This window comes from Sphingopyxis sp. H053 (genome assembly GCF_001468225.1).
Lineage (GTDB): Bacteria > Pseudomonadota > Alphaproteobacteria > Sphingomonadales > Sphingomonadaceae > Sphingopyxis.
The window spans coordinates 167,909-186,464 of the sequence record NZ_LNRU01000006.1 but is presented as its reverse complement, the minus strand read 5'-3'; the positions used below and the strand labels follow the sequence as shown (position 1 = coordinate 186,464).

The window sequence follows — 18,556 nt, the reverse complement described above, 5'->3', positions numbered from 1 at the left end:
GGTCATATCTTGGCCTAAAGCGTTGGGGACAAATTGGAAGCGGCTAATTGGCTGCCGATCCGCCGTGCGCGGTCGGTCCGTCGCATCTCACGCCGCTTCGGGACGCCAAAAGGTCGTGAGGCCGCTGACCTTGCGCGGCGCCTGATTCTTGCACGCCATCGTCTCGACCGCACGCAGCGCCGCGACGAGCGCAGAGGCGCTGTGCGGCTTGCCGAGGCAGGCGACCGCGATGTCGGCGCCGTCCTCGGGGCATTGGCCGGTCACCAGCAGCACGGCAATACCGCGATCGCGTGCGAGACGCGCGACCTCGCGCCCCGTCATATGGCCCGCCAGCCCCAGATCCAGAACGACCGCGTCGATCGGCTCGGCGGCCATAATCGCCACCGCGGCCTCGCCCGAATCGACCGTTGCGACGATGTCGTACCCGCTGAGTTTCAACGTGTGCTCATTGTCGAACGCGGTCAGCGGATCATCCTCGATGATCAGCAACCGCTTGATGCAGGTGGGGCGGTGGGCGAAGAGCATGATGACTCCCTTTAACATCGCCATGACTCGCTCCGCGCCGTCCTGCAAGATTGCTTCTGCTTGCCATCGACGAAGCGAGTCTTTTCCGGCTATGAGCGTGATCACAACGCAACACTATTTTCCTTGAAAACGACAAGAAAGCCGCATCCGTTCCGATGACGACACGCCGTCCACCCCGCTCGACGCCTCGCCCCACCGCAGACCGCGACGCCCCCAAGGGCCGCCGCGCCGCACGCGGCGCCGCAACCGCGCTCAAAACCAAACCCGCCGAGGCCGAGCGCGAGGACGGACCGCAGCGCATCGCCAAACTGCTCGCGCGCGCCGGCGTCGGCTCGCGCCGCGACGTCGAACGCATGGTTGAAGAAGGCCGCATCGCGCTCAACGGGCAGGTCATCGTCCATCCCGCCCCGCTGCTCACCTCGCTCGAAGGATTGACCGTCGACGGCAACCCCGTTGCCAAGCCCGTCTCGACGCGCCTCTACCGCTTCAACAAGCCCGCGGGCTGCATCACCGCGGCGCGTGATCCCAAGGGACGCAAAACGATCTACGATCTGCTGCCCAAGGATCTTCCGCGCCTGATGCCCGTCGGCCGTCTCGACTATAACACCGAGGGGCTTTTGCTCCTCACCAATGACGGCGAATTCAAGCGCCAGCTCGAACTGCCCGCGAGCGGCGTCGAGCGCACCTATCGCGCGCGCGCGTTCGGCGACATCAGCCAAGCGCAGCTCGAGGAGCTCGCGATGGGGATCGAGATCGACGGCGTCCGCTACGGCAAGATCGACGCCAACCTCGAACGCCGCACGGGCCGCAACCAGTGGGTCGAAATGACGCTGACCGAAGGCAAGAACCGTGAAGTCCGCAAGGTGCTCGAACATTTCGGGTTGCAGGTCAGCCGACTGATCCGCACGCGCTACGGCGCGTTCGAACTCGGCGGCATGCCGCTCGGCGCGGTCGATGTCGTCCCGCGCGACGAATTGTTCAAATTCCGGCGGCACCTCGGCTGATGCGCGTCATCGCTGGCGAATGGCGCGGCCGCAAGCTGCTCGCGCCCAAGAATGACGCGACGCGCCCGACCGCCGACCGCACGCGCGAGACGCTCTTCTCGATGCTGACGAGCCGCGTCGGCAGTTTCGAGGGACTGGTCGTCGCCGATCTCTTCGCGGGGTCGGGCGCGCTCGGGATCGAGGCGCTGTCGCGCGGCGCCGAACAATGCCTGTTCGCCGAGCAGGATCGCGACGCGCTCGACGTGTTGCGCAAGAATCTGGGCGCATTGGAGGCCACCGCACGCGCCGACATCCGCGCCGGCTCGGTGATGAGCCTCGGCCCCGCCAAGCGCACCTACGATCTGCTGTTGCTCGACGCGCCCTACGACACCGGAGCGGGCAGCGTCGCGCTCGATAAGCTCAACCGCCTCGGCTGGATCGGCGCCGACAGCTGGGTGTCGATCGAGACCGCGCACAATGAAGCGGTCGACGTCGCAGGCTTCGAGATCGATGCCGAACGCAAGGTCGGCAAGGCGAAGCTGACGCTGCTGGTCCGGGCGGGCCGGCTTTGACCGCAAGAAGCGGGATGCTTCGCCGTTCCGTTCGCCGCTAGGGCCCCGTCATGACAGCACCGATCAACTTCCGGATGGGCGCCGCCGAATGGGGCATGTTGATCCTGCTCTCGATCCTGTGGGGAGGCTCCTTCTTCTTTCTGGGCATAGCGCTGCGCGAGGTTCCGCCCTTCACCCTGGTCCTCGCCCGCCTTGGCCTCTCATCGTTGCTGATGCTGGGCTTCATGGCCGCTACCCGCCGCGTTATGCCGCGCCGCGCCGGGCTCTGGCCCGCGCTTTTTCTTCTCGCCCTGCTCAACACTGCGCTCCCCTTCTCGCTTTTCGCCTATGCGCAGACCCAGATCGCAAGCGGCCTCGCCTCGATTCTCAACGCGACCACCCCGCTCTGGGGCGTGATCGTCGCGCATCTTTTCACCCCCGATGAAAAGGCCACGCCCGCGAAACTCGTCGGTGTCGGCGCGGGCATCGCCGGGGTCGCGGTAATGATCGGCGGCGGTGCGCTGTCGGGGGTAGGCACCAGCCTCTCCGCACAACTCGCCTGCCTTGGCGCGACCTTCTGCTACGCGCTCGCCGGGGTTTACGGCCGCCGGTTCCGCGCTTGGGGCGTCGGCCCGCTCGACGTCGCGACGGGGCAGCTTGTCGCGGGCACACTGCTCATTTTGCCGGTCGCGCTGTTCGTCGACGCCCCGTGGCAGCTTGCCCTTCCCGGCACGACCACGCTCTTTGCGATCGGCGGGCTCGCGCTGCTTTCGACAACGGTCGCCTATTTCCTCTATTTCAGCCTGATCGCGCGCGCCGGTGCGACCAACGCGCTGCTCGTCACGCTCCTCATTCCGGTCACCGCGATCCTCCTCGGCACCCTGCTGCTCGGCGAAGTGCTACTACCGCGGCACTGGATCGGTATGGCGCTGATCGCCGCAGGTCTCGTCGCGATCGACGGCCGCCTCTTCGACCGTTTTCGCGTCAGGCGTCCCGCCTGATCCCCCGCCGCCGGACCATCAGCAGACCCAGCCAGCTCACCACGCCCGCGATCGCGAGATAGAAGCCAACCGTCGCGGTCCCACCCCATTCGGCGAGCGCCTGCGCGATGATCGGCGCCATCGCGCCGCCCAATATCCCGCCCGCATTGAAAGCGACCGAGGCGCCGGTATAGCGGACATGCACAGGAAACAGGCCGGTCAGCCAGCTGCCGAGCGGGCCATAAACGAGCCCCATCACAAAGAGCGCCGTCGCGAGGCCAAGGAAGATGAGCAGCCAGCTTCCCGACGCCAGCGCCGGCCCGAACACAAACCCCACGAGCACCGTCGCGCCGCAGCCCCAGGTCAATACGCGCTGTTCGCTCGACGCGTCGCTGACATAGCCTGCGAAAATGATTCCCACCGCCATGAACAGGATCGCGCCGAGCTGGATCAGCAGGAACTGCTCCTTGGGATATCCAAGCGTCTGCGTCCCGTGCCCGAGCGCAAAGCTCGTCGCGAGATAGAAAATCGCGAAACAGGCGACCACCGCGAACGTCCCTGCGAGCGTCGCAACCAGATGATGCCGGAACAGGTCGCCGAGCGGCACCGCGACCGGCGCCTTATTCTCCAGCGCCTCGGCAAAGTCGGGCGTCTCGGTGATCTTGAGCCGCACCCACAACCCCAGCCCGACGAGCACCGCCGACAGGAGGAACGGAATGCGCCAGCCCCATGCCGCAAAATCGGCATCGCTGAGGCCCAGCCCGAGTAACAGGAACAGTCCGTTCGCCGCGATGAAACCCACCGGCGCCCCCAATTGCGGGAACATCCCAAAGCGCGATTTCCACCCCGGCGGCGCATTCTCAACCGCGAGCAGCGCCGCCCCACCCCACTCGCCGCCGAGCCCGAACCCCTGTCCGAAGCGCAGGATGCAGAGCAAGAGCGGCGCGATCCACCCAACCATCGCATAGGTCGGCAGAAAGGCGATCAGCAAAGTCGAGGCGCCCATCAGCATCAGCGACGCAACGAGCGTCGACTTGCGCCCGATCCGGTCGCCATAATGGCCGAAGACGATCGCCCCCACCGGCCGCGCGAAGAAAGCGAGGCCAAAGGTCATGAAGCTGTACATCAGCTGCGCCGAGTCCGAACTCTTCGGGAAAAAAAGCGGCCCGAATACAAGCGCCGCCGCGGTGCCATAGATATAGAAATCGTAAAATTCGACCGCGGTGCCGACAAGGCTCGCGGTCAGGATGCGCCGATGCGCGCGATAGGGTGCCAGATCCAAGGTGAACGCCTTTCGATATCGGCGCCGCTTTGAACGCGTTCCCCGGTCCGGCGCAAGCCGGAATGCGCTCCGCCTAGCGCCCCTTCACCGGAAGCTGTGCCCTAAGCCGTTGCAGTTCCTCCCCCGACAGAGGCCGGAGTCCCGCGGCGGGCTTGCCCTCGCGAAGCCGTTTGCGGTCCTTTTCCGACGGTTCGACACGGCGCACGCGCACCGGGGCGTGGCCCTGTGCCTTGATACCGAGCTCTTCGGCGGCGCCGCGCGAGAGGTCGATGATCCGCCCGAGCGCAAATGGGCCGCGATCGTTGACGCGCACGATGACACGGCGCCCTGTGTCGAGCGCGGTCACCTCGACATAGGTCGGCAACGGCAGCGTCGTGTGTGCCGCGGTGATCCAGCCCGGACGGAATTGTTCGCCATTAGCGGTGCGGTTGCCGGACTCGCTCCCGTACCAGCTGGCATAGCCGACCGCGTCATAGGCCGGGGCGGCGGCGGGCACATAGGTCGTGCCGCGGATCGAATAGGCTGGCCCGATCCGGACCGGCGCGTCGACCACGGGCCGGAAATTGCCGCCGGCACAGGCCGAAAGAATCGAAATTGCCGCGGCGGCGCTCGCCAGCCGGATTGTGGGATATGCGTGCATCGCCCGACCGTAGATGCAGAGAATGTCGAGATAAAGTCCCGACCGTCGCTAAAGGACGGCCATCAAAGATATCACCCCCGTCGTTCCAGCATCGGCGTCTCGTCGCGGCGCAGCGTCAGGACCTCGACGCCGCTGCCTGTCACCGCGACCGTATGTTCGAATTGGGCGGAGAGTTTCCGGTCGTTGGTCACGACGGTCCATCCGTCACGTGCCGTCGTGACCTTGCGGGTGCCCTGGTTCACCATCGGCTCGATGGTAAAGACCATGCCCTCGCGCAGCTTCAGGCCCGTTCCCGGCCGTCCGTAATTCAGCACCTGCGGCTCCTCGTGCATCTCGCGGCCGATGCCGTGCCCGCAATATTCGCGCACGACCGAATAGCCGTTCTTTTTGGCATGCCGCTCGATCGCGAAGCCGATGTCCCCCAGATGTGCCCCGGGGCGCACCTGACCGATGCCCTTCCACATGGCTTCCTGCGCGACGCGGGCAAGCCGCCTTGCCGCCGGCGGAACATCGCCGACCAGATAGGTCTTGCTCGAATCGGCGATGAAGCCGTTCTTTTCGAGCGTGATGTCGAGGTTGATGATGTCGCCGTCGCGGATGATCTCGTCCGGATCGGGCACGCCGTGACAGACGACATGGTTGATCGAGCAGTTCAGGACATATTTGAAGCCATATTGCCCCTTGCTCGCCGGACGGGCGGCAAGGTCGACGCTGATGAAGCGATCGACGAGGTCGTTGACCTGCATCGTCGACATGCCGGCCAGGTCCAGCCCGTCCAGCATTTCGAAAACCGACGCCAGCAGTTTACCCGATACGCGCATCAGCGCCAGTTCGTCCGAGGTCTTGACCATGTCAGGCGGCGGCCACATCCACGAGGCGCACCTGCGCCGCAACGAGCTGCGACTGCACGATATCGTTGAAGGAGAGGGTTGGATTGGCTTCGGCCAGCATGCCGATCTTCATCCAGAACTCGGCCTGCGCATTGATCGACCGGCACATTACCGTGCTGGCCCGCCGCGCTTCTTCATGCAGGTCGTCGTCGATTTTCACAATACCCATGGGCTTCTCTTCCAGCTGATCGATATACGAATCATATATGTTTTGTGTGCAATTTGGTCAATCGGAAGCCGTGACGAAAGATGCCCGTTCGCCACATTGGCGAAACCGCTGCCGACACGTTACAGCGCTGGCATGGACAATCCCCCATCCCGTAAGTTCGGCATCATCGGCGCGGGCCGCGTCGCCCAGGCGCTCGCCATCGCGTTCGCAGCGCATTCGGCCGCCCCGCCGCTGCTCTGGAGCCGTTCCCCCGAAAGCGCGCGCGCAGCCGCGGCGCGGATTGGGCGTGCCGATGTCGCCGCAGGTGCCGATCGCGTGATGGCCGCGTGCGACATTATCGCCATCGCGGTGTCGGACGACGCCTTGGCAGAAATTGCCTCTGACATTGGAAAGATGCTGCCGACGGACCGCACACCCTTCGTCTTCCACGTCAGCGGGCGCAGCGGCGCCGCGATTCTCGAACCGGTTCGCGCGGCGGGCGGGCTGACGGCAGCGGTGCATCCCGCGATGACATTCACCGGACACCCCGAAAGCGAGGCCCGGCGCATGGCCGGGGCGCGGTTCGCGATCACCGGCTCGACGCCCGAAGCCACCGGTCAGGCGAAACATATTGTCGACCTGTTGAACGGCGTCGTCGTCGAAATCGCCGAGGAACGGCGCGCGCTCTATCACGCCGCATTGTGCCATGCGTCCAACCATCTGGTGACGCTGATCGCCGGCGCATCGGACGCGCTGGTCGACGCCGGGGTCGACGATCCGGCGGCGCTGCTCGCTCCGCTTGTCCGGGCAGCGCTGGAAAACAGTCTCGATCGGGGTTTTGCAGGTTTATCGGGGCCGTTGCTGCGCGGCGATGACCGGACGATAAGCGACCATATCGACGCGCTCGCCGCCTATTCGCCGAAGCTTCTGCCCGCCTATCGCGCAATGGCGCTCGCCACGATCGACGAGTTGAGGCGCACCGGAACGGGCGCTTCCTCTCGCCTCACCGCACTGGACAGCCTGCTCGCTGTTCCCTAATCGTTCGCGCGTGAACGATACCCCTGCCTCCCTGCCCGACCTGACCCGCCCCGACCCGTCGGACCCGCCCTATCTGCAGGGCCTCAACGGCCCGCAGCGCCAAGCGGTGCTGACCACCGAAGGCCCTGTGTTGATGCTTGCGGGCGCGGGCACGGGCAAGACCGCCGCGCTGACCGCGCGCCTCGCGCACATCATGGCGACGCGCCGTGCGTGGCCGTCCGAAATCCTCGCGGTGACCTTCACCAACAAGGCGGCGCGCGAAATGCGCGAACGCATCGGGCGGATGGTCGGCGACGTCGTCGAAGGCATGCCATGGCTCGGCACCTTCCACAGCATCGCGGCCAAGATGCTGCGCCGCCACGCCGAGCTTGTCGGCCTGCAGAGCAATTTCACCATCCTCGACACCGACGACCAGCTGCGCGTCCTCAAACAGCTGATTCAGGCCGAGGGACTCGACGAGAAACGCTGGCCCGCGCGCCAACTCGCCGGCCTCATCGACAAATGGAAAAACCGCGGGCTCGTTCCTGCCGACCTCGACGCCGCCGACAAGGAATCCTACGCCGACGGCAAGGGCCAGCATTTCTATGCGCTCTACCAGGCGCGGCTGAAGACGCTCAACGCCTGCGATTTCGGCGACCTGCTACTCCACATGCTGGTGATCCTGAAGACGCACCGCGACGTGCTTGCGCAATATCAGGATCGCTTCAAATATATCCTCGTCGACGAATATCAGGACACCAACGCCAGCCAGTATCTCTGGCTCCGCCTGCTCGCGCAGCAACGGAAGAATATCTGCTGTGTCGGCGACGACGACCAGTCGATCTATTCGTGGCGCGGCGCCGAGGTCGCGAACATCCTGCGTTTCGAGAAGGATTTCCCCGGCGCGACCGTGATCCGCCTCGAACAGAATTATCGCTCGACGCCGCAAATCCTCGCGGCCGCCTCGGCGTTGATCGCGCAGAATTCGGGGCGCCTCGGCAAGACGCTGTGGACCGACCTCGAACCCGGCGACAAGCTCCGCGTCGTCGGCGTGTGGGACGGGCCCGAGGAAGCCCGGCGGATTGGCGAGGAGCTGGAGACGCTCCAGCGCCGCCGCGTGTCGCTGGAGCGCGCCGCAATCCTCGTCCGCGCGCAGTTCCAGACGCGCGAGTTCGAAGACCGCTTCATCGCCATCGGCATGCCGTACCGCATCGTCGGCGGCTTCCGCTTCTACGAACGCGCCGAAATCCGCGACGCGCTCGCCTATCTCCGCCTCGTCCAGTCGAGCGCCGACGATCTCGCCTTCGAACGGATCATCAACACCCCCAAGCGTGGGCTCGGCGACAAGGCGCTCGCGCGCATCCACCAGTTTGCGCGTATCGAGCAGGCGCCGCTCCTTCATGCCGCGTCGCGCATCACCGAAACCGACGAGCTGACGCCGCAGGCGCGCCGCCAGCTCGCGAATTTCATCGCCCAGATGCGCGGCTGGCAAACCAAGGCGAACGAGCTGTCGCATCCCGAGCTCACCCAGCTGATCCTCGACGAATCGGGCTATACCGCGATGCTCCAGGCCGACCGCAGCGTCGAGGCCGCGGGCCGGCTTGAGAACCTCTCCGAACTCGTCCGCGCGATGGAGGAATATGAATCGCTCGAGGCCTTCCTCGAACATGTCAGCCTCGTCATGGACCGCGACAACAACGATACGACCGAAACCGTTACGATCATGACGATCCACGCCGCCAAGGGGCTTGAGTTCGACCATGTCTTCCTTGCCGGATGGGAGGATGGCGTCTTCCCGTCGCAACGCTCGATGGACGAAGGGGGAGTGCAAAGCCTCGAAGAGGAGCGCCGCCTCGCCTATGTAGCGATCACACGCGCCCGCGAACGCGCGAGCATTTATCACGCCGCCAACCGGCGCATCTATGGCCAGTGGGTGAGCAGCATCCCCAGCCGCTTCATCGCCGAAATTCCGCCCGAGCATGTCGACAGCGAGAACAGCTTCGGCGGCGGCCAGAGCCTGTGGCGCGCCAACTGGTCGGCGCAAGGCGATCCCTTCGCGCATGTCGCCGAACGCCAGCCCGCTCGCACGATGACGCGCGGCCCGGCATGGCAGCGGGCGGCGGCGCAATCGTCGACGATAACCCGCGCGCCCGCGCCGTCGGAACGCGGCCCCGCCGCCTCGGTCGGTGCGAAGGCACGATCGGACCTCGCGATCGGGATGCGCGTGTTCCACGAGAAGTTCGGCTATGGCGACATCACGGACATCGACGGCAACAAGCTCGAAGTCGAGTTCGAACAAGCGGGCAGCAAGAGGGTATTGGACAGCTTCATCAAGCTCGCCTGAAATTGATTGTCTACTCTTTCAATTATGATATTTCATATCATGCGACCATGAGTCGCATATTGGGAGAGACTTCATGAAAACCAAGCTCTTAGCGGGCGCGATGGCGCTCGCCCTGGTCGGCTGTTCGGAAAAAAATTCGGAATCGGTGAGTGTCCAGGGATCTCCTACCTATGACATGGCCCCGGTCGATACCGCCGCGGAAGCCACGCCGCTGTCGATCCCGGCTCCTTCGGATAGCTCGGCACGGGCCGTGCGTCCGCCCAACGTCGGGGTCACGTCGGCGCCCGGCGTCGCTTTCAACTATGCCTATGCTTTCCGCCTCGACGACAATCGCATTGCCAAGGTGCAGGAGGAACATGCCGCCGCGTGCGAAGCGCTGGGGGTCAACCGTTGCCGCATCGCCGGCATGACCTATCGCCTCGTGCGCGAAAATGAGGTTGAAGCCCAACTCCTCTTCAAGCTCGATCCCGCAATAGCCCGCAAATTCGGCCGCGATGCCCTCGCAAGCGTCGAAAAGGCGGAAGGCGTGCTCGCGGCGACGCGGATCAGCGGCGAGGATGTCGGGACGCAGATCAGTGACTCGCAGCGCCGCAGTGCCGACCTCAACGCTGAGATCGCGCGTCTCGAAACGCGGCTCCGGCAGGGTGGTCTCGGCGATCGCGAGCGCGCCGAATTGCAGCAGCAGATCGCGGGAATGCGCCGCCAGCTCGACGGCGAACGCGACACGCGCCGGACCGGCGAGGCCATGCTCGCCACGACGCCGATGCAATTCGATTACGTCGGCACCGGCGGGCTGCCCGGCATCGGCTATGGCAACCCGTTCAGCGACGCGTTGAACATGCTCGTCCACAGCGGCAGCGTAATGCTGTCCTTCATCCTTGTCGTTGGGGCCGCCGTCCTGCCGTGGGCGCTGTTCTTCGCGCTGCTGATGATGATCTGGCGGACCCGGCCCATGCTCGTCGCCCGGAAATGGCTCCGCGGCGCAACCAGGCCGCCCGAAGCTTCCCCTACTGCAGCCTGAGGCACGCGGGGCGTCGCTTGCAAAGGTCCGATGCTGCGTTATGGCAAGAGCCATGACGCAGCAGACGACATGGCTGGACCGGGCACGCGACGCCCATCGCCGCGGCGATATTGCGGCGGAAACCGCGGCGCTCGACGATGCGATCCGCGCCGACCGCGGCAATATCGCGGTGCTGCTCGCCATGGCCGAACTCAAGCGCCGCCTCGCCGACGATCGCGCGGCGGTGAGCTTTTACCGGTTAGCGCTCGGAACCGCAGCACAGGCCCGGAGTGTCCCGCCTGCCCTTCATCCCGGCCTCCAGCGCGCCGAACAATTCCTCGCCGAAACCGACCGCGCCTTTGCAGAGCATCTTCTCGGCCAATTGCGCGGTGCCGGGATCGACGCCGGCACCGCAACACCGCGGGTCGCCGAGGCCCTCCGAATGCTTGCGGGCGAACAGCCGCTTTATTTGCAACAACCCAGCATGTTTTACTTCCCCGGCCTCGCGCAGCGCCCCTTTTTCGACCGGGCCGACTTCGATTGGGTTCCCGCAGTCGAAGCCGCAACGGGGGCAATCCGCGCCGAACTCAGCGCCTTGATCGACAACTCGTCCGATCGCTTCGGTCCCTATGTGACCGCCAGCCCCGACCGACCGCCGCCCAACAACCCCCTGCTCGACAAGCCCGACTGGGGCGCCGCGTGGTTATGGAAGGACGGGGTCGTTGCCGACGGGATGGACGAACGCTGCCCCGCCACCCTCGCCGCGCTCGAACTGGCGCCGCAGCCGGTGATCCTAGGCGGCGCACCGATCGCACTCTTCTCGCGCCTCACGCCCGGCACGCATATCCAGCCGCATCACGGCCTGCTCAACACGCGCCTTATCTGCCATCTGCCGCTGATCGTCCCCGATGGCTGCGGTCTGCGTGTCGGCGCGGAAACGCGTGCGTGGCGCGAGGGCGAGATGCTGATCTTCGACGACAGCTTCGAACATGAAGCCTGGAACCGCGGCACCAGCGACCGCACGATCCTGCTGTTCGAAATCTGGCGCCCCGACATCGACGCCGACGAACGCGAGCAACTCACGCGTATTTTCTCGGCGATCGACACCTACGCCGAACAATAATCAAGGGACAGGAAGACGATGACCAATCCGGGAATGGACGCCGATATCTATGAAGCCTTCATCGAACAGCTGCAGCGCTATGTCCGCGAGCGGTTGATCCCGGCGGAAGACCAGCTGGAGGAACTCGGCCGCGTTCCCGACGATATTCTTGCGGGAATGCGCGACATGGGCCTGTTCGGCGTCACGATGCCCGAGGAATATGGCGGCGCGGGCATGAACGTCAGCCAATATGTCGGCTTTATCCGCGAGATCGCCTATGCCTCGCCTGCCTATCGCTCGATCGTCTCGATCAACATCGGCATGGTCTGCAAGTCGCTCGTCGGGTTCGGCACGGCGCAGCAGAAGGAGCATTGGCTGCCCAAGCTCGCCGCCGGAGAAATCGCGGCATTCGGCCTCACCGAGCCCGACAGCGGATCGGACAGCGCCGCGATGAAGACGCGCGCCGTGCGCGACGGCAATGGTTATGTCCTCAATGGCACCAAGCGTTACATTACCAACGCCCCCTTCGCCGACGTCATCCTCGTCATGGCGCGCACCAATGCCGAGGCGCTGCCCAAGAATGCGCATGTCAGCGCCTTCATGGTCCCGCGCGACGCGCCGGGGGTGTCGATCGGCAAGCCCGATGGCAAGATGGGCCAGGCCGGGTCGCAGATCGCCGACGTGATCCTCGAGGATGTGCATGTCGACGGCGACGCACTGCTCGGCGGCGAGGAAGGCATCGGGTTCCGCGCGGCGATGCAGAGCCTCGATAACGGGCGCCTGTCAGTCGCGGCGGCGAGCGTCGGCTATGCCAAGCGCATGCTCGACGCCGGCCTGAAATATGCGATGGAGCGCAAGGCGTTCGGCGAGCCCATCGCCAACTTCCAGCTGATCCAGGCGATGCTCGCCGACAGCAAGGCCGAAATCTATGCCGCCGAATGCATGCTCGCCGATGCGTGTGCGCGCGCCGACCGCGGCGAGAAAATCCTCGTCGAGGCCGCGGCAACGAAAATGTTCGCCAGCGAAATGTGCGGGCGCGTCGCTGACCGCGTCGTGCAAATCCACGGCGGCGCGGGTTATCTCAAAGAATATCTGGCCGAACGCTTCTATCGCGACTGCCGCATTTACCGCATTTATGAAGGGACGACGCAGATCCAGCAGCTAGTGATTGCGAAGAATATGATTCGCGATTTTGCAGGCTGATCGGTCGGGAAGGTCGCTGGTGGAGCCGAGGGGAATCGAACCCCTGACCTCTGCAGTGCGATTGCAGCGCTCTCCCATCTGAGCTACGGCCCCGCGACCGGCAGCGTATTAACGACGCTGATTGGCAGTGGCAACGGCTTTTCTGACGATGACCACCGTCGCCGGCGAAATTGGGAATGGGGGGATTCCGATGGCCAAGGCTTGGCATTTGACCAGTCGTCCGCAGGGGCTGCCGACGATCGACAATTTCGCGTTGCGCGAGGTGCCCGACGCGCCGCTCGAAAAGGACCAGCTTCGCATCCGCAATCTCTGGCTGTCGGTCGATCCGTACATGCGGGGGCGAATGAACGACGCCAAAAGCTATGCCGCCAGCTTCCAGATCGACCAGCCGATGACCGGCGGGGCGATCGGTGAAGTCATCGAAAGCAGGATGGAGGGCTTTGCTCCGGGTGACCTGATCCTCCACATGGGCGGTTGGCGCGACGGCGGCGTCATCGGTCTCGACATGATGCCGAACAAGCTGCCCGGCGACATGCTGGCCGCGGGCCTGACCCCGCAAACCTTCCTGCACAATATGGGCCTGACCGGCGGAACCGCATGGATCGGCTTGCTCCGCATCGCGGCGGCCAAGCCCGGCGATACGATATTCGTCTCGGCGGCCGCAGGTGCGGTCGGTTCGGCGGTCGTACAGATCGCCAAAGCGCGCGAAATGACCGTAATCGGCTCGGCCGGCGGCGCGGACAAATGCGCGTGGGCCCTTGATCTCGGCGCCGACGCGGCGATCGATTATAAGGCTGGGCCGGTGCTCCCCCAACTCGCCGCCGCGCTCAAACGCCTCGGCAAGTCGGGCATCGACGTCTATTTCGACAATGTCGGCGGCGAGCACCTCGACGCGGCCTTTGCGACGGCGAATGATTTCGCGCGCTTCGCGATCTGCGGCATGATCGACGTCTACAACGACGCGAAGCCGCAGGAGATGAAATATATAATCCGGGCCATTCCGGCCCGGATCCGCATGGAAGGCTTCATCTACACCGACCAGTTCATCGACTGCATGGAAGAATTCTATGCCGACATGGGCGGCCTGATCGCCAGCGGCGCGGTCACGATGCGCGAGACAGTGCACGACGGGTTGACGTCGGCGCCCGACGCCTTCCTCGGCCTGTTTTCTGGCAGCAATATGGGAAAGATGCTGGTCAGGGTCTGACCAGCAACCGCTTTCCGCCCGGCGTCAGCTGTCGAAACCGACCGACAGGAAGCCCGGCATCGGGCCGTTCCAGCCATCGTCGGGGCCGTCCAGATCGTCACGCTTGGCGGGCGCCGGCTTGCGATCATTGCGCGGCTTCCTGTCCTCGCGCGGCTTCGCGGGCTGCGCTTCGGCGGCGGGTGCGGCCGGCGCCGGACGCGCAGGTGCCTTCTCCGGCTTCGCAGCAGCTTTGCCGCGCCCGCCGCGCGCCGAACGTCCGCGCCGCGGCTCGCCCTCTTCCGCATCGCGGTCGGGCTTGGCGACATCCGCCGCCGGCGCGCCGCCGCCATGGATCGGAATCTTGTAGCCGGTCAGCTTCTGGATATTGTCGATCGCCTCGTCATCCGACGGCGTCACCAGAGTGAAGGCGCGCCCCTGGGCGCCTGCGCGGCCGGTGCGGCCGATGCGGTGGACATAATCGTCGGGGTGCCACGGCGCGTCGAAATTGAAGACGTGGCTGACGCCCTTGACGTCGAGCCCGCGCGCCGCGACGTCCGACGCGACCAGGATGTTGATCGTGCCGTTCTTGAACCGTTCGAGTTCGGCGGTGCGGCTCGACTGGTCCATGTCGCCCTGGATCTCGCCCGCCTTATAGCCATAGCGTTGCAGCGATTTAGCCAACTCGCGCACGGTCGTCTTGCGGTTGCAGAAGATGATCGCGGTGCCGACCTTCTCGGTCTCGATCAGGCTGCGAAGCGTGTCACGCTTGCTGCGTTCCGATGTCTTAACCAGGAACTGCTCGATATTCTCGTTCCGGCTTGCCGGACGCGCGACTTCGATCGTCTTCGGGTTCGACAGAAACTTGTCGGCGAGCCGCTTGATCGGCGCCGGCATCGTTGCCGAGAAGAGCAGGGTCTGCCGAGTCGCCGGCAGCTTGGTGCAGATATTCTCGATGTCGGGAATGAAGCCCATGTCGAGCATCCGGTCGGCTTCGTCGATGACAAGCAGGTTGCAACCGGTCAGCAAAATCTTGCCGCGTTCGAACAAATCCATCAGGCGGCCCGGCGTCGCGATCAACACGTCGACACCCTTTTCGAGCGCCTTGACCTGATCGCCCATCTGCACGCCGCCGATCAGCAGCGCCATCGAAAGCTTGTGATATTTGCCGTATTTTTCAAAATTTTCAGCGACCTGCGCCGCGAGTTCGCGCGTCGGCGCGAGGATCAGCGAGCGCGGCATCAGCGCACGGGCGCGGCCATGAGCGAGGATGTCGATCATCGGCAGCACGAACGACGCGGTCTTGCCGGTGCCCGTCTGGGCGATGCCGATGATGTCGCGCATCATCAGGACCGACGGAATAACTCCCGCCTGGATCGGGGTCGCTTCGTTATACCCCGACTCGTCGATCGCGCGCAAAAGTTCGTCGGAAAGGCCGATGTCGGCAAATTTCATAAGATCATCATGTCCGGAAAAGAGTTGGCGCCCAGCCTCCCACGCAGGCGGACGTTGCCGCGGCCATTGGGCAAATGATGGGGAAAAGTCAAGGAAAGGCCGCGATAAACGCGATTAATCGTCTTCGCGGACCGGAACCATCAGCTTGAACTTGTCGATCTCGCACTTTGCGCCGGTCCGAGCGTGGATCTGATCACGATCCTCGCACAATTTTCCGTCCTTGCTACCTTGCATGTAGAAACCGGCATAAAAATCGAGCGCGCGGCAACCGCGGTTGAGTTGCGCGCGTAGCCGCTGCTTCTGCCGCGTGATGATATCGATGCTGTCGCGCTGGACCGCCTGCATCCCCAAAATATTGCGCATCGATACGCATTTGGGTGCCTTTTTCTCTTTCCAGACGACCGGCAGTTCGGTCGCGCGTTTGGACATCGATGGGCCCGCCGCGAAATTGTTGAGCTGCGAACGCTGGGCGGGCACGCGGATGATCAGCTGCTGCTCGATCACCACCTGCCAGAAGGAAGAAACCTGTTCGGGCGTCGGCGAGGAAATTGCGACCAACGGTTCCGGCGCGGCAACGGGCACCGCCGCGTCCGCCGCTGGCGCCGCGGCCACAAACCACAGGAATGCCGCCGTCAGCACAGCCCCGCTGCCGCTCCTTTGGCGTTCTGACCGAAGATTTCGCTCACCTATGGCTCCCGCGTCCATGCCCGCTGGACGAAAAGATACTATTCGTCCATCGCTCCCTTTAACAAGGATGATTGAACATCAAATGAACTGCTGTCACCCCCTGCCCGCTTGTGGAGCAGGAAATTTCCGGAGTGGACCGGCATGACGCGCCCGCCATCTGCATCGCTGCTCGACGCATTCGCAAATTTGCTCGGCCCCAAAGGCTATAGCGCCGACCCGGATGCGATGGCGCCTTGGCTGACCGACTGGCGCGGCAAATATCACGGCCGTGCCGCCGCGATGCTATCGCCCGCGAGCACCGACGAAGTCGCTTCCATCGTGCGCCTGTGCGCCGAGGCCGAGGTCGCACTGGTCCCCCAAGGCGGCAACAGCGGCATGGTAGGCGGCGCGACCCCCGATGCCAGCGGTGATCAGCTGCTGCTCAGCCTGCGGCGCCTGAACCGGATACGCCATATCGACGAGGCGGGGCAGCTTGCCGTTGCCGAAGCCGGCGTGATCCTGGAGAATTTCCACAACGCCATCCTCGCGCACGGGCTCCGTTTTCCGCTCACTCTTGGAGGCAAGGGCTCAGCAACGATCGGCGGGCTGGTGTCGACCAACGCCGGCGGCACCCAGGTGCTCCGCCACGGATCGATGCGCGCGCTGGTTGCAGGCATCGAAGCGGTTTTGCCCGATGGCAGCATTTTCGACGGGCTGGCCCCGCTCAAAAAGGATAACCGCGGCTATGACCTGCGGCACCTGTTCTGCGGGGCCGAAGGGACGTTGGGGATCGTCACCGCCGCATCGCTGCGCCTCGTCCCCGCGGCCGCCGCCCGGCGGACGGCGTGGATCGGGATCGATTCGCCCGAAAGCGCGCTGCTGCTGCTGCGCCAAGTCGATGCCGCGATCGGGCGCGAGCTTGAGGGGTTCGAGCTGATCCCGGACGCCTGCCTCGACGCGGTGCTGCGCCATATTCCCCAGACGCGCGCGCCGCTTGCGACCGCGCAGCCGTGGTATGTCCTGCTCGAACTCGCCGGCGAAAGCGATCAGGCTTTGGGTGAAGCCTTGGAACGGCAACTCGCTGCGGCACTCGACGCCGGGTTGATCCGCGATGTCGTGATCGCCAAAAGCGACCGCGAGAGCGAGGATTTCTGGCGTCTGCGCGATTCCATCTCGGAAGCGGAACGCGCGGAAGGTCCGGCGCTCCAGCATGACATCAGCGTACCCGTCGATCTGATGCCAACTTTCATCGCCGAGAATCCGGCGCGATTGAATTCGGTCTTTTCGGGTGCTCGCGCGCTATCTTTCGGGCATCTTGGCGACGGCAATGTCCACCATCATGTCCAGCCGCCCGCCGACGCCGATGGCGCGGCATGGCTCGCCGAGCATGGCGCAGCCGTCAGCCGGCTGGTCTATTCGCACGTTCTCGAACTCGGAGGGTCGATCTCGGCCGAACATGGCATCGGCCAGATGAAGCGCGACATCCTGGCCGAACTGGACAGTCCGGCGCGCTTGTCCGCGCTGCGCGGAGTCAAGGCCGGGCTCGACCCAGCGGGCATCTTCAATCCCGGCAAACTGGTCGCCTGACCACCGCTCCGTCCCGCCGCGCCGCATATCACCCGCTTGCATCATCCCCCTCTTGCGCCGCGCGGCGCGGGTCAATAAGGCGCTTTATCCTTTTCGTCCCGAGCTTCGGGACTTTTACCGGAGTTCAAACATGGCCACCGCGCCCGCACCTGCCAATCTGCCGCTGTTCTACAAGGACCTTGCCCCGCTTTCGAGCGTCGAGCACGCCGATTTCCACGCACGTCCGCTCGACAGCGCCGAATTCCTGGTGGGCCAGCACGCCATCCCGCTGACCTCGGACGAATTCGTGTCGGCATGCCGCTTTTTCCCGATCGTCTTCTCGGCCGGCGACAATCCGGTTCCGCTCGCGCTGATGGGCCTGAACGAAGGCATCAACACCTTCGTCGACGACGAAGGCAAGCTGATCAATCCGGTCTATGTCCCGGCCTATATCCGCCGCTACCCCTTCCTCCTCGCGCGGCTCCAGCCCGATTCGGAAGATCTGTCGCTGTGCTTCGACCCGACGTCGGGCGCGATCGGCAAGTTCGACGAGGGCGATGCGCTGTTCATCGACGGCCAGCCGTCGGAACAGGTTCAGGCCGTTCTCGAATTCTGCAAGAATTTCGAAGAAGCCGGCCAGCGCACCGGCATGTTCATGGACGAACTGAAGAAGGCCGACCTTCTGATGGACGGCGAAGTCGCCATCCAGCAGGAAGGCAATGACAAGCCTTTCGTCTATCGCGGTTTCCAGATGGTCGACGAGAACAAGCTGCGCGAACTGCGCGGCGATGTGCTGCGCAAGCTGATGCAGAACGGCATCCTCGGCCTGATCTTCGCGCACCTCTTCTCGCTGCAGCTTATGCGCGAAGTGTTCGCCGAACAGGTCAAGAGCGGCAAGATGCCCCTCAACACCGAGCTTCCGGCCGTCTAATCACAAAAAACTGTGGCCGTCCTTGCTCAGTGCAAGGGCGGCCATTTAAATTCCGGCGCTATCTCTAGATTATCGGCCGAACCGCGGCGC

18 protein-coding genes and 1 tRNA gene are annotated in these 18,556 nt (G+C 64.6%); 11 read left to right on the top strand and 8 right to left on the bottom strand.

The genetic code is table 11. The annotated features are described in order from the left end of the window. Positions 1–87: 87 nt before the first annotated feature. Positions 88–525 (bottom strand): response regulator transcription factor, encoded by a 438-nt coding sequence (locus ATE70_RS13330; RefSeq protein WP_058538604.1) that lies wholly within the window; start codon positions 523–525, stop codon positions 88–90. A 155-nt stretch (positions 526–680) separates the two neighbouring features. Between ATE70_RS13330 and ATE70_RS13325 the strand changes: the two genes are divergently transcribed. The 3 genes from ATE70_RS13325 to ATE70_RS13315 are packed head-to-tail and all read left to right on the top strand — an operon-like array spanning position 681 to position 3,060. Continuing rightward, positions 681–1,529, top strand: coding sequence for a pseudouridine synthase (locus tag ATE70_RS13325; RefSeq protein WP_058538388.1), 849 nt, complete (start codon positions 681–683; stop codon positions 1,527–1,529). After that, positions 1,529–2,080 (top strand): 16S rRNA (guanine(966)-N(2))-methyltransferase RsmD, encoded by a 552-nt coding sequence (gene rsmD / locus ATE70_RS13320; RefSeq protein WP_058538387.1) that lies wholly within the window; start codon positions 1,529–1,531, stop codon positions 2,078–2,080. The genes ATE70_RS13325 and rsmD overlap by 1 nt, the downstream gene beginning before the upstream one ends. A 50-nt stretch (positions 2,081–2,130) precedes the next feature. Then, positions 2,131–3,060 (top strand): DMT family transporter, encoded by a 930-nt coding sequence (locus ATE70_RS13315; RefSeq protein ID WP_058538386.1) that lies wholly within the window; start codon positions 2,131–2,133, stop codon positions 3,058–3,060. Here ATE70_RS13315 and ATE70_RS13310 read toward each other — a convergent pair. The 4 genes from ATE70_RS13310 to ATE70_RS13295 all read right to left on the bottom strand — a co-directional run bounded on the left by ATE70_RS13310 (position 3,044) and on the right by ATE70_RS13295 (position 6,020). Beyond that, entirely contained in the window at positions 3,044–4,315 is a 1,272-nt protein-coding gene (locus tag ATE70_RS13310) for an MFS transporter (RefSeq protein ID WP_058538603.1), read from the bottom strand. The genes ATE70_RS13315 and ATE70_RS13310 overlap by 17 nt on opposite strands. Before the next feature lie 79 nt (positions 4,316–4,394). After that, positions 4,395–4,961 (bottom strand): septal ring lytic transglycosylase RlpA family protein, encoded by a 567-nt coding sequence (locus ATE70_RS13305; protein WP_058538385.1) that lies wholly within the window; start codon positions 4,959–4,961, stop codon positions 4,395–4,397. 71 nt (positions 4,962–5,032) lie between these two features. Beyond that, on the bottom strand, positions 5,033–5,812 hold the full coding sequence (gene map, locus ATE70_RS13300) for a type I methionyl aminopeptidase (RefSeq protein WP_058538384.1): 780 nt from the start codon (positions 5,810–5,812) through the stop codon (positions 5,033–5,035). Position 5,813: 1 nt separating this feature from the next. Next, positions 5,814–6,020 (bottom strand): ParD-like family protein, encoded by a 207-nt coding sequence (locus ATE70_RS13295; protein ID WP_037515180.1) that lies wholly within the window; start codon positions 6,018–6,020, stop codon positions 5,814–5,816. Between the two features lie 132 nt (positions 6,021–6,152). On the opposite strand from ATE70_RS13295, the gene ATE70_RS13290 reads away from it, so the two are divergent. The 5 genes from ATE70_RS13290 (at position 6,153) to ATE70_RS13270 (ending at position 12,665) form a co-directional block, all read left to right on the top strand. After that, positions 6,153–7,037 (top strand): Rossmann-like and DUF2520 domain-containing protein, encoded by an 885-nt coding sequence (locus ATE70_RS13290; RefSeq protein WP_058538383.1) that lies wholly within the window; start codon positions 6,153–6,155, stop codon positions 7,035–7,037. Positions 7,038–7,047: 10 nt separating this feature from the next. Further along, positions 7,048–9,360, top strand: a complete 2,313-nt coding sequence (locus tag ATE70_RS13285; RefSeq protein WP_231732689.1) for an ATP-dependent helicase — start codon at positions 7,048–7,050, stop codon at positions 9,358–9,360. 73 nt (positions 9,361–9,433) lie between these two features. Next, the gene (locus ATE70_RS13280; protein ID WP_058538382.1) at positions 9,434–10,381 is read left to right on the top strand and encodes a DUF4349 domain-containing protein; all 948 of its coding nucleotides are present in this window, start codon (positions 9,434–9,436) and stop codon (positions 10,379–10,381) included. Positions 10,382–10,433: 52 nt separating this feature from the next. Next, positions 10,434–11,483 carry an aspartyl/asparaginyl beta-hydroxylase domain-containing protein gene (locus tag ATE70_RS13275; RefSeq protein WP_231732688.1) on the top strand — a complete coding sequence of 350 codons (1,050 nt, stop codon included), beginning with the start codon at positions 10,434–10,436 and terminating at the stop codon, positions 11,481–11,483. A gap of 18 nt (positions 11,484–11,501) precedes the next feature. After that, positions 11,502–12,665 carry an acyl-CoA dehydrogenase family protein gene (locus tag ATE70_RS13270; RefSeq protein ID WP_058538380.1) on the top strand — a complete coding sequence of 388 codons (1,164 nt, stop codon included), beginning with the start codon at positions 11,502–11,504 and terminating at the stop codon, positions 12,663–12,665. A gap of 17 nt (positions 12,666–12,682) precedes the next feature. Here ATE70_RS13270 and ATE70_RS13265 read toward each other — a convergent pair. Beyond that, positions 12,683–12,758: transfer RNA gene (locus ATE70_RS13265), tRNA-Ala, on the bottom strand. A 97-nt stretch (positions 12,759–12,855) separates the two neighbouring features. Here ATE70_RS13265 and ATE70_RS13260 point away from each other — a divergent pair. Continuing rightward, entirely contained in the window at positions 12,856–13,872 is a 1,017-nt protein-coding gene (locus ATE70_RS13260) for an NADP-dependent oxidoreductase (RefSeq protein WP_082639889.1), read from the top strand. A gap of 24 nt (positions 13,873–13,896) precedes the next feature. On the opposite strand, the gene ATE70_RS13255 is transcribed toward ATE70_RS13260, so the two are convergent. Next, positions 13,897–15,303: a DEAD/DEAH box helicase gene (locus tag ATE70_RS13255; RefSeq protein ID WP_058538379.1), complete on the bottom strand. Its 1,407-nt coding sequence runs from the start codon at positions 15,301–15,303 to the stop codon at positions 13,897–13,899. A 114-nt stretch (positions 15,304–15,417) separates the two neighbouring features. Then, positions 15,418–15,942 carry a hypothetical protein gene (locus tag ATE70_RS13250; RefSeq protein ID WP_058538378.1) on the bottom strand — a complete coding sequence of 175 codons (525 nt, stop codon included), beginning with the start codon at positions 15,940–15,942 and terminating at the stop codon, positions 15,418–15,420. Between the two features lie 189 nt (positions 15,943–16,131). On the opposite strand from ATE70_RS13250, the gene ATE70_RS13245 reads away from it, so the two are divergent. Further along, complete coding sequence (locus ATE70_RS13245; protein ID WP_058538377.1) at positions 16,132–17,556, top strand: FAD-binding oxidoreductase; 1,425 nt, start codon at positions 16,132–16,134, stop codon at positions 17,554–17,556. Between the two features lie 130 nt (positions 17,557–17,686). Beyond that, on the top strand, positions 17,687–18,466 hold the full coding sequence (locus ATE70_RS13240) for a SapC family protein (protein WP_058538376.1): 780 nt from the start codon (positions 17,687–17,689) through the stop codon (positions 18,464–18,466). The last annotated feature ends 90 nt before the right edge of the window (positions 18,467–18,556 follow it).

Coding starts and splice junctions, on each gene's coding strand:
- ATE70_RS13240 (WP_058538376.1), top strand. CDS start 17,687: ATGGCCACCGCGCCCGCACCTGCCAATCTGCCGCTGTTCTACAAGGAC.
- ATE70_RS13245 (WP_058538377.1), top strand. CDS start 16,132: ATGACGCGCCCGCCATCTGCATCGCTGCTCGACGCATTCGCAAATTTG.
- rsmD (WP_058538387.1), top strand. CDS start 1,529: ATGCGCGTCATCGCTGGCGAATGGCGCGGCCGCAAGCTGCTCGCGCCC.
- ATE70_RS13305 (WP_058538385.1), bottom strand. CDS start 4,961: ATGCACGCATATCCCACAATCCGGCTGGCGAGCGCCGCCGCGGCAATT.
- ATE70_RS13315 (WP_058538386.1), top strand. CDS start 2,131: ATGACAGCACCGATCAACTTCCGGATGGGCGCCGCCGAATGGGGCATG.
- ATE70_RS13280 (WP_058538382.1), top strand. CDS start 9,434: ATGAAAACCAAGCTCTTAGCGGGCGCGATGGCGCTCGCCCTGGTCGGC.
- ATE70_RS13290 (WP_058538383.1), top strand. CDS start 6,153: ATGGACAATCCCCCATCCCGTAAGTTCGGCATCATCGGCGCGGGCCGC.
- map (WP_058538384.1), bottom strand. CDS start 5,812: ATGGTCAAGACCTCGGACGAACTGGCGCTGATGCGCGTATCGGGTAAA.
- ATE70_RS13260 (WP_082639889.1), top strand. CDS start 12,856: ATGGCCAAGGCTTGGCATTTGACCAGTCGTCCGCAGGGGCTGCCGACG.
- ATE70_RS13330 (WP_058538604.1), bottom strand. CDS start 525: ATGCTCTTCGCCCACCGCCCCACCTGCATCAAGCGGTTGCTGATCATC.
- ATE70_RS13275 (WP_231732688.1), top strand. CDS start 10,434: ATGACGCAGCAGACGACATGGCTGGACCGGGCACGCGACGCCCATCGC.
- ATE70_RS13255 (WP_058538379.1), bottom strand. CDS start 15,303: ATGAAATTTGCCGACATCGGCCTTTCCGACGAACTTTTGCGCGCGATC.
- ATE70_RS13295 (WP_037515180.1), bottom strand. CDS start 6,020: ATGGGTATTGTGAAAATCGACGACGACCTGCATGAAGAAGCGCGGCGG.
- ATE70_RS13270 (WP_058538380.1), top strand. CDS start 11,502: ATGACCAATCCGGGAATGGACGCCGATATCTATGAAGCCTTCATCGAA.
- ATE70_RS13325 (WP_058538388.1), top strand. CDS start 681: ATGACGACACGCCGTCCACCCCGCTCGACGCCTCGCCCCACCGCAGAC.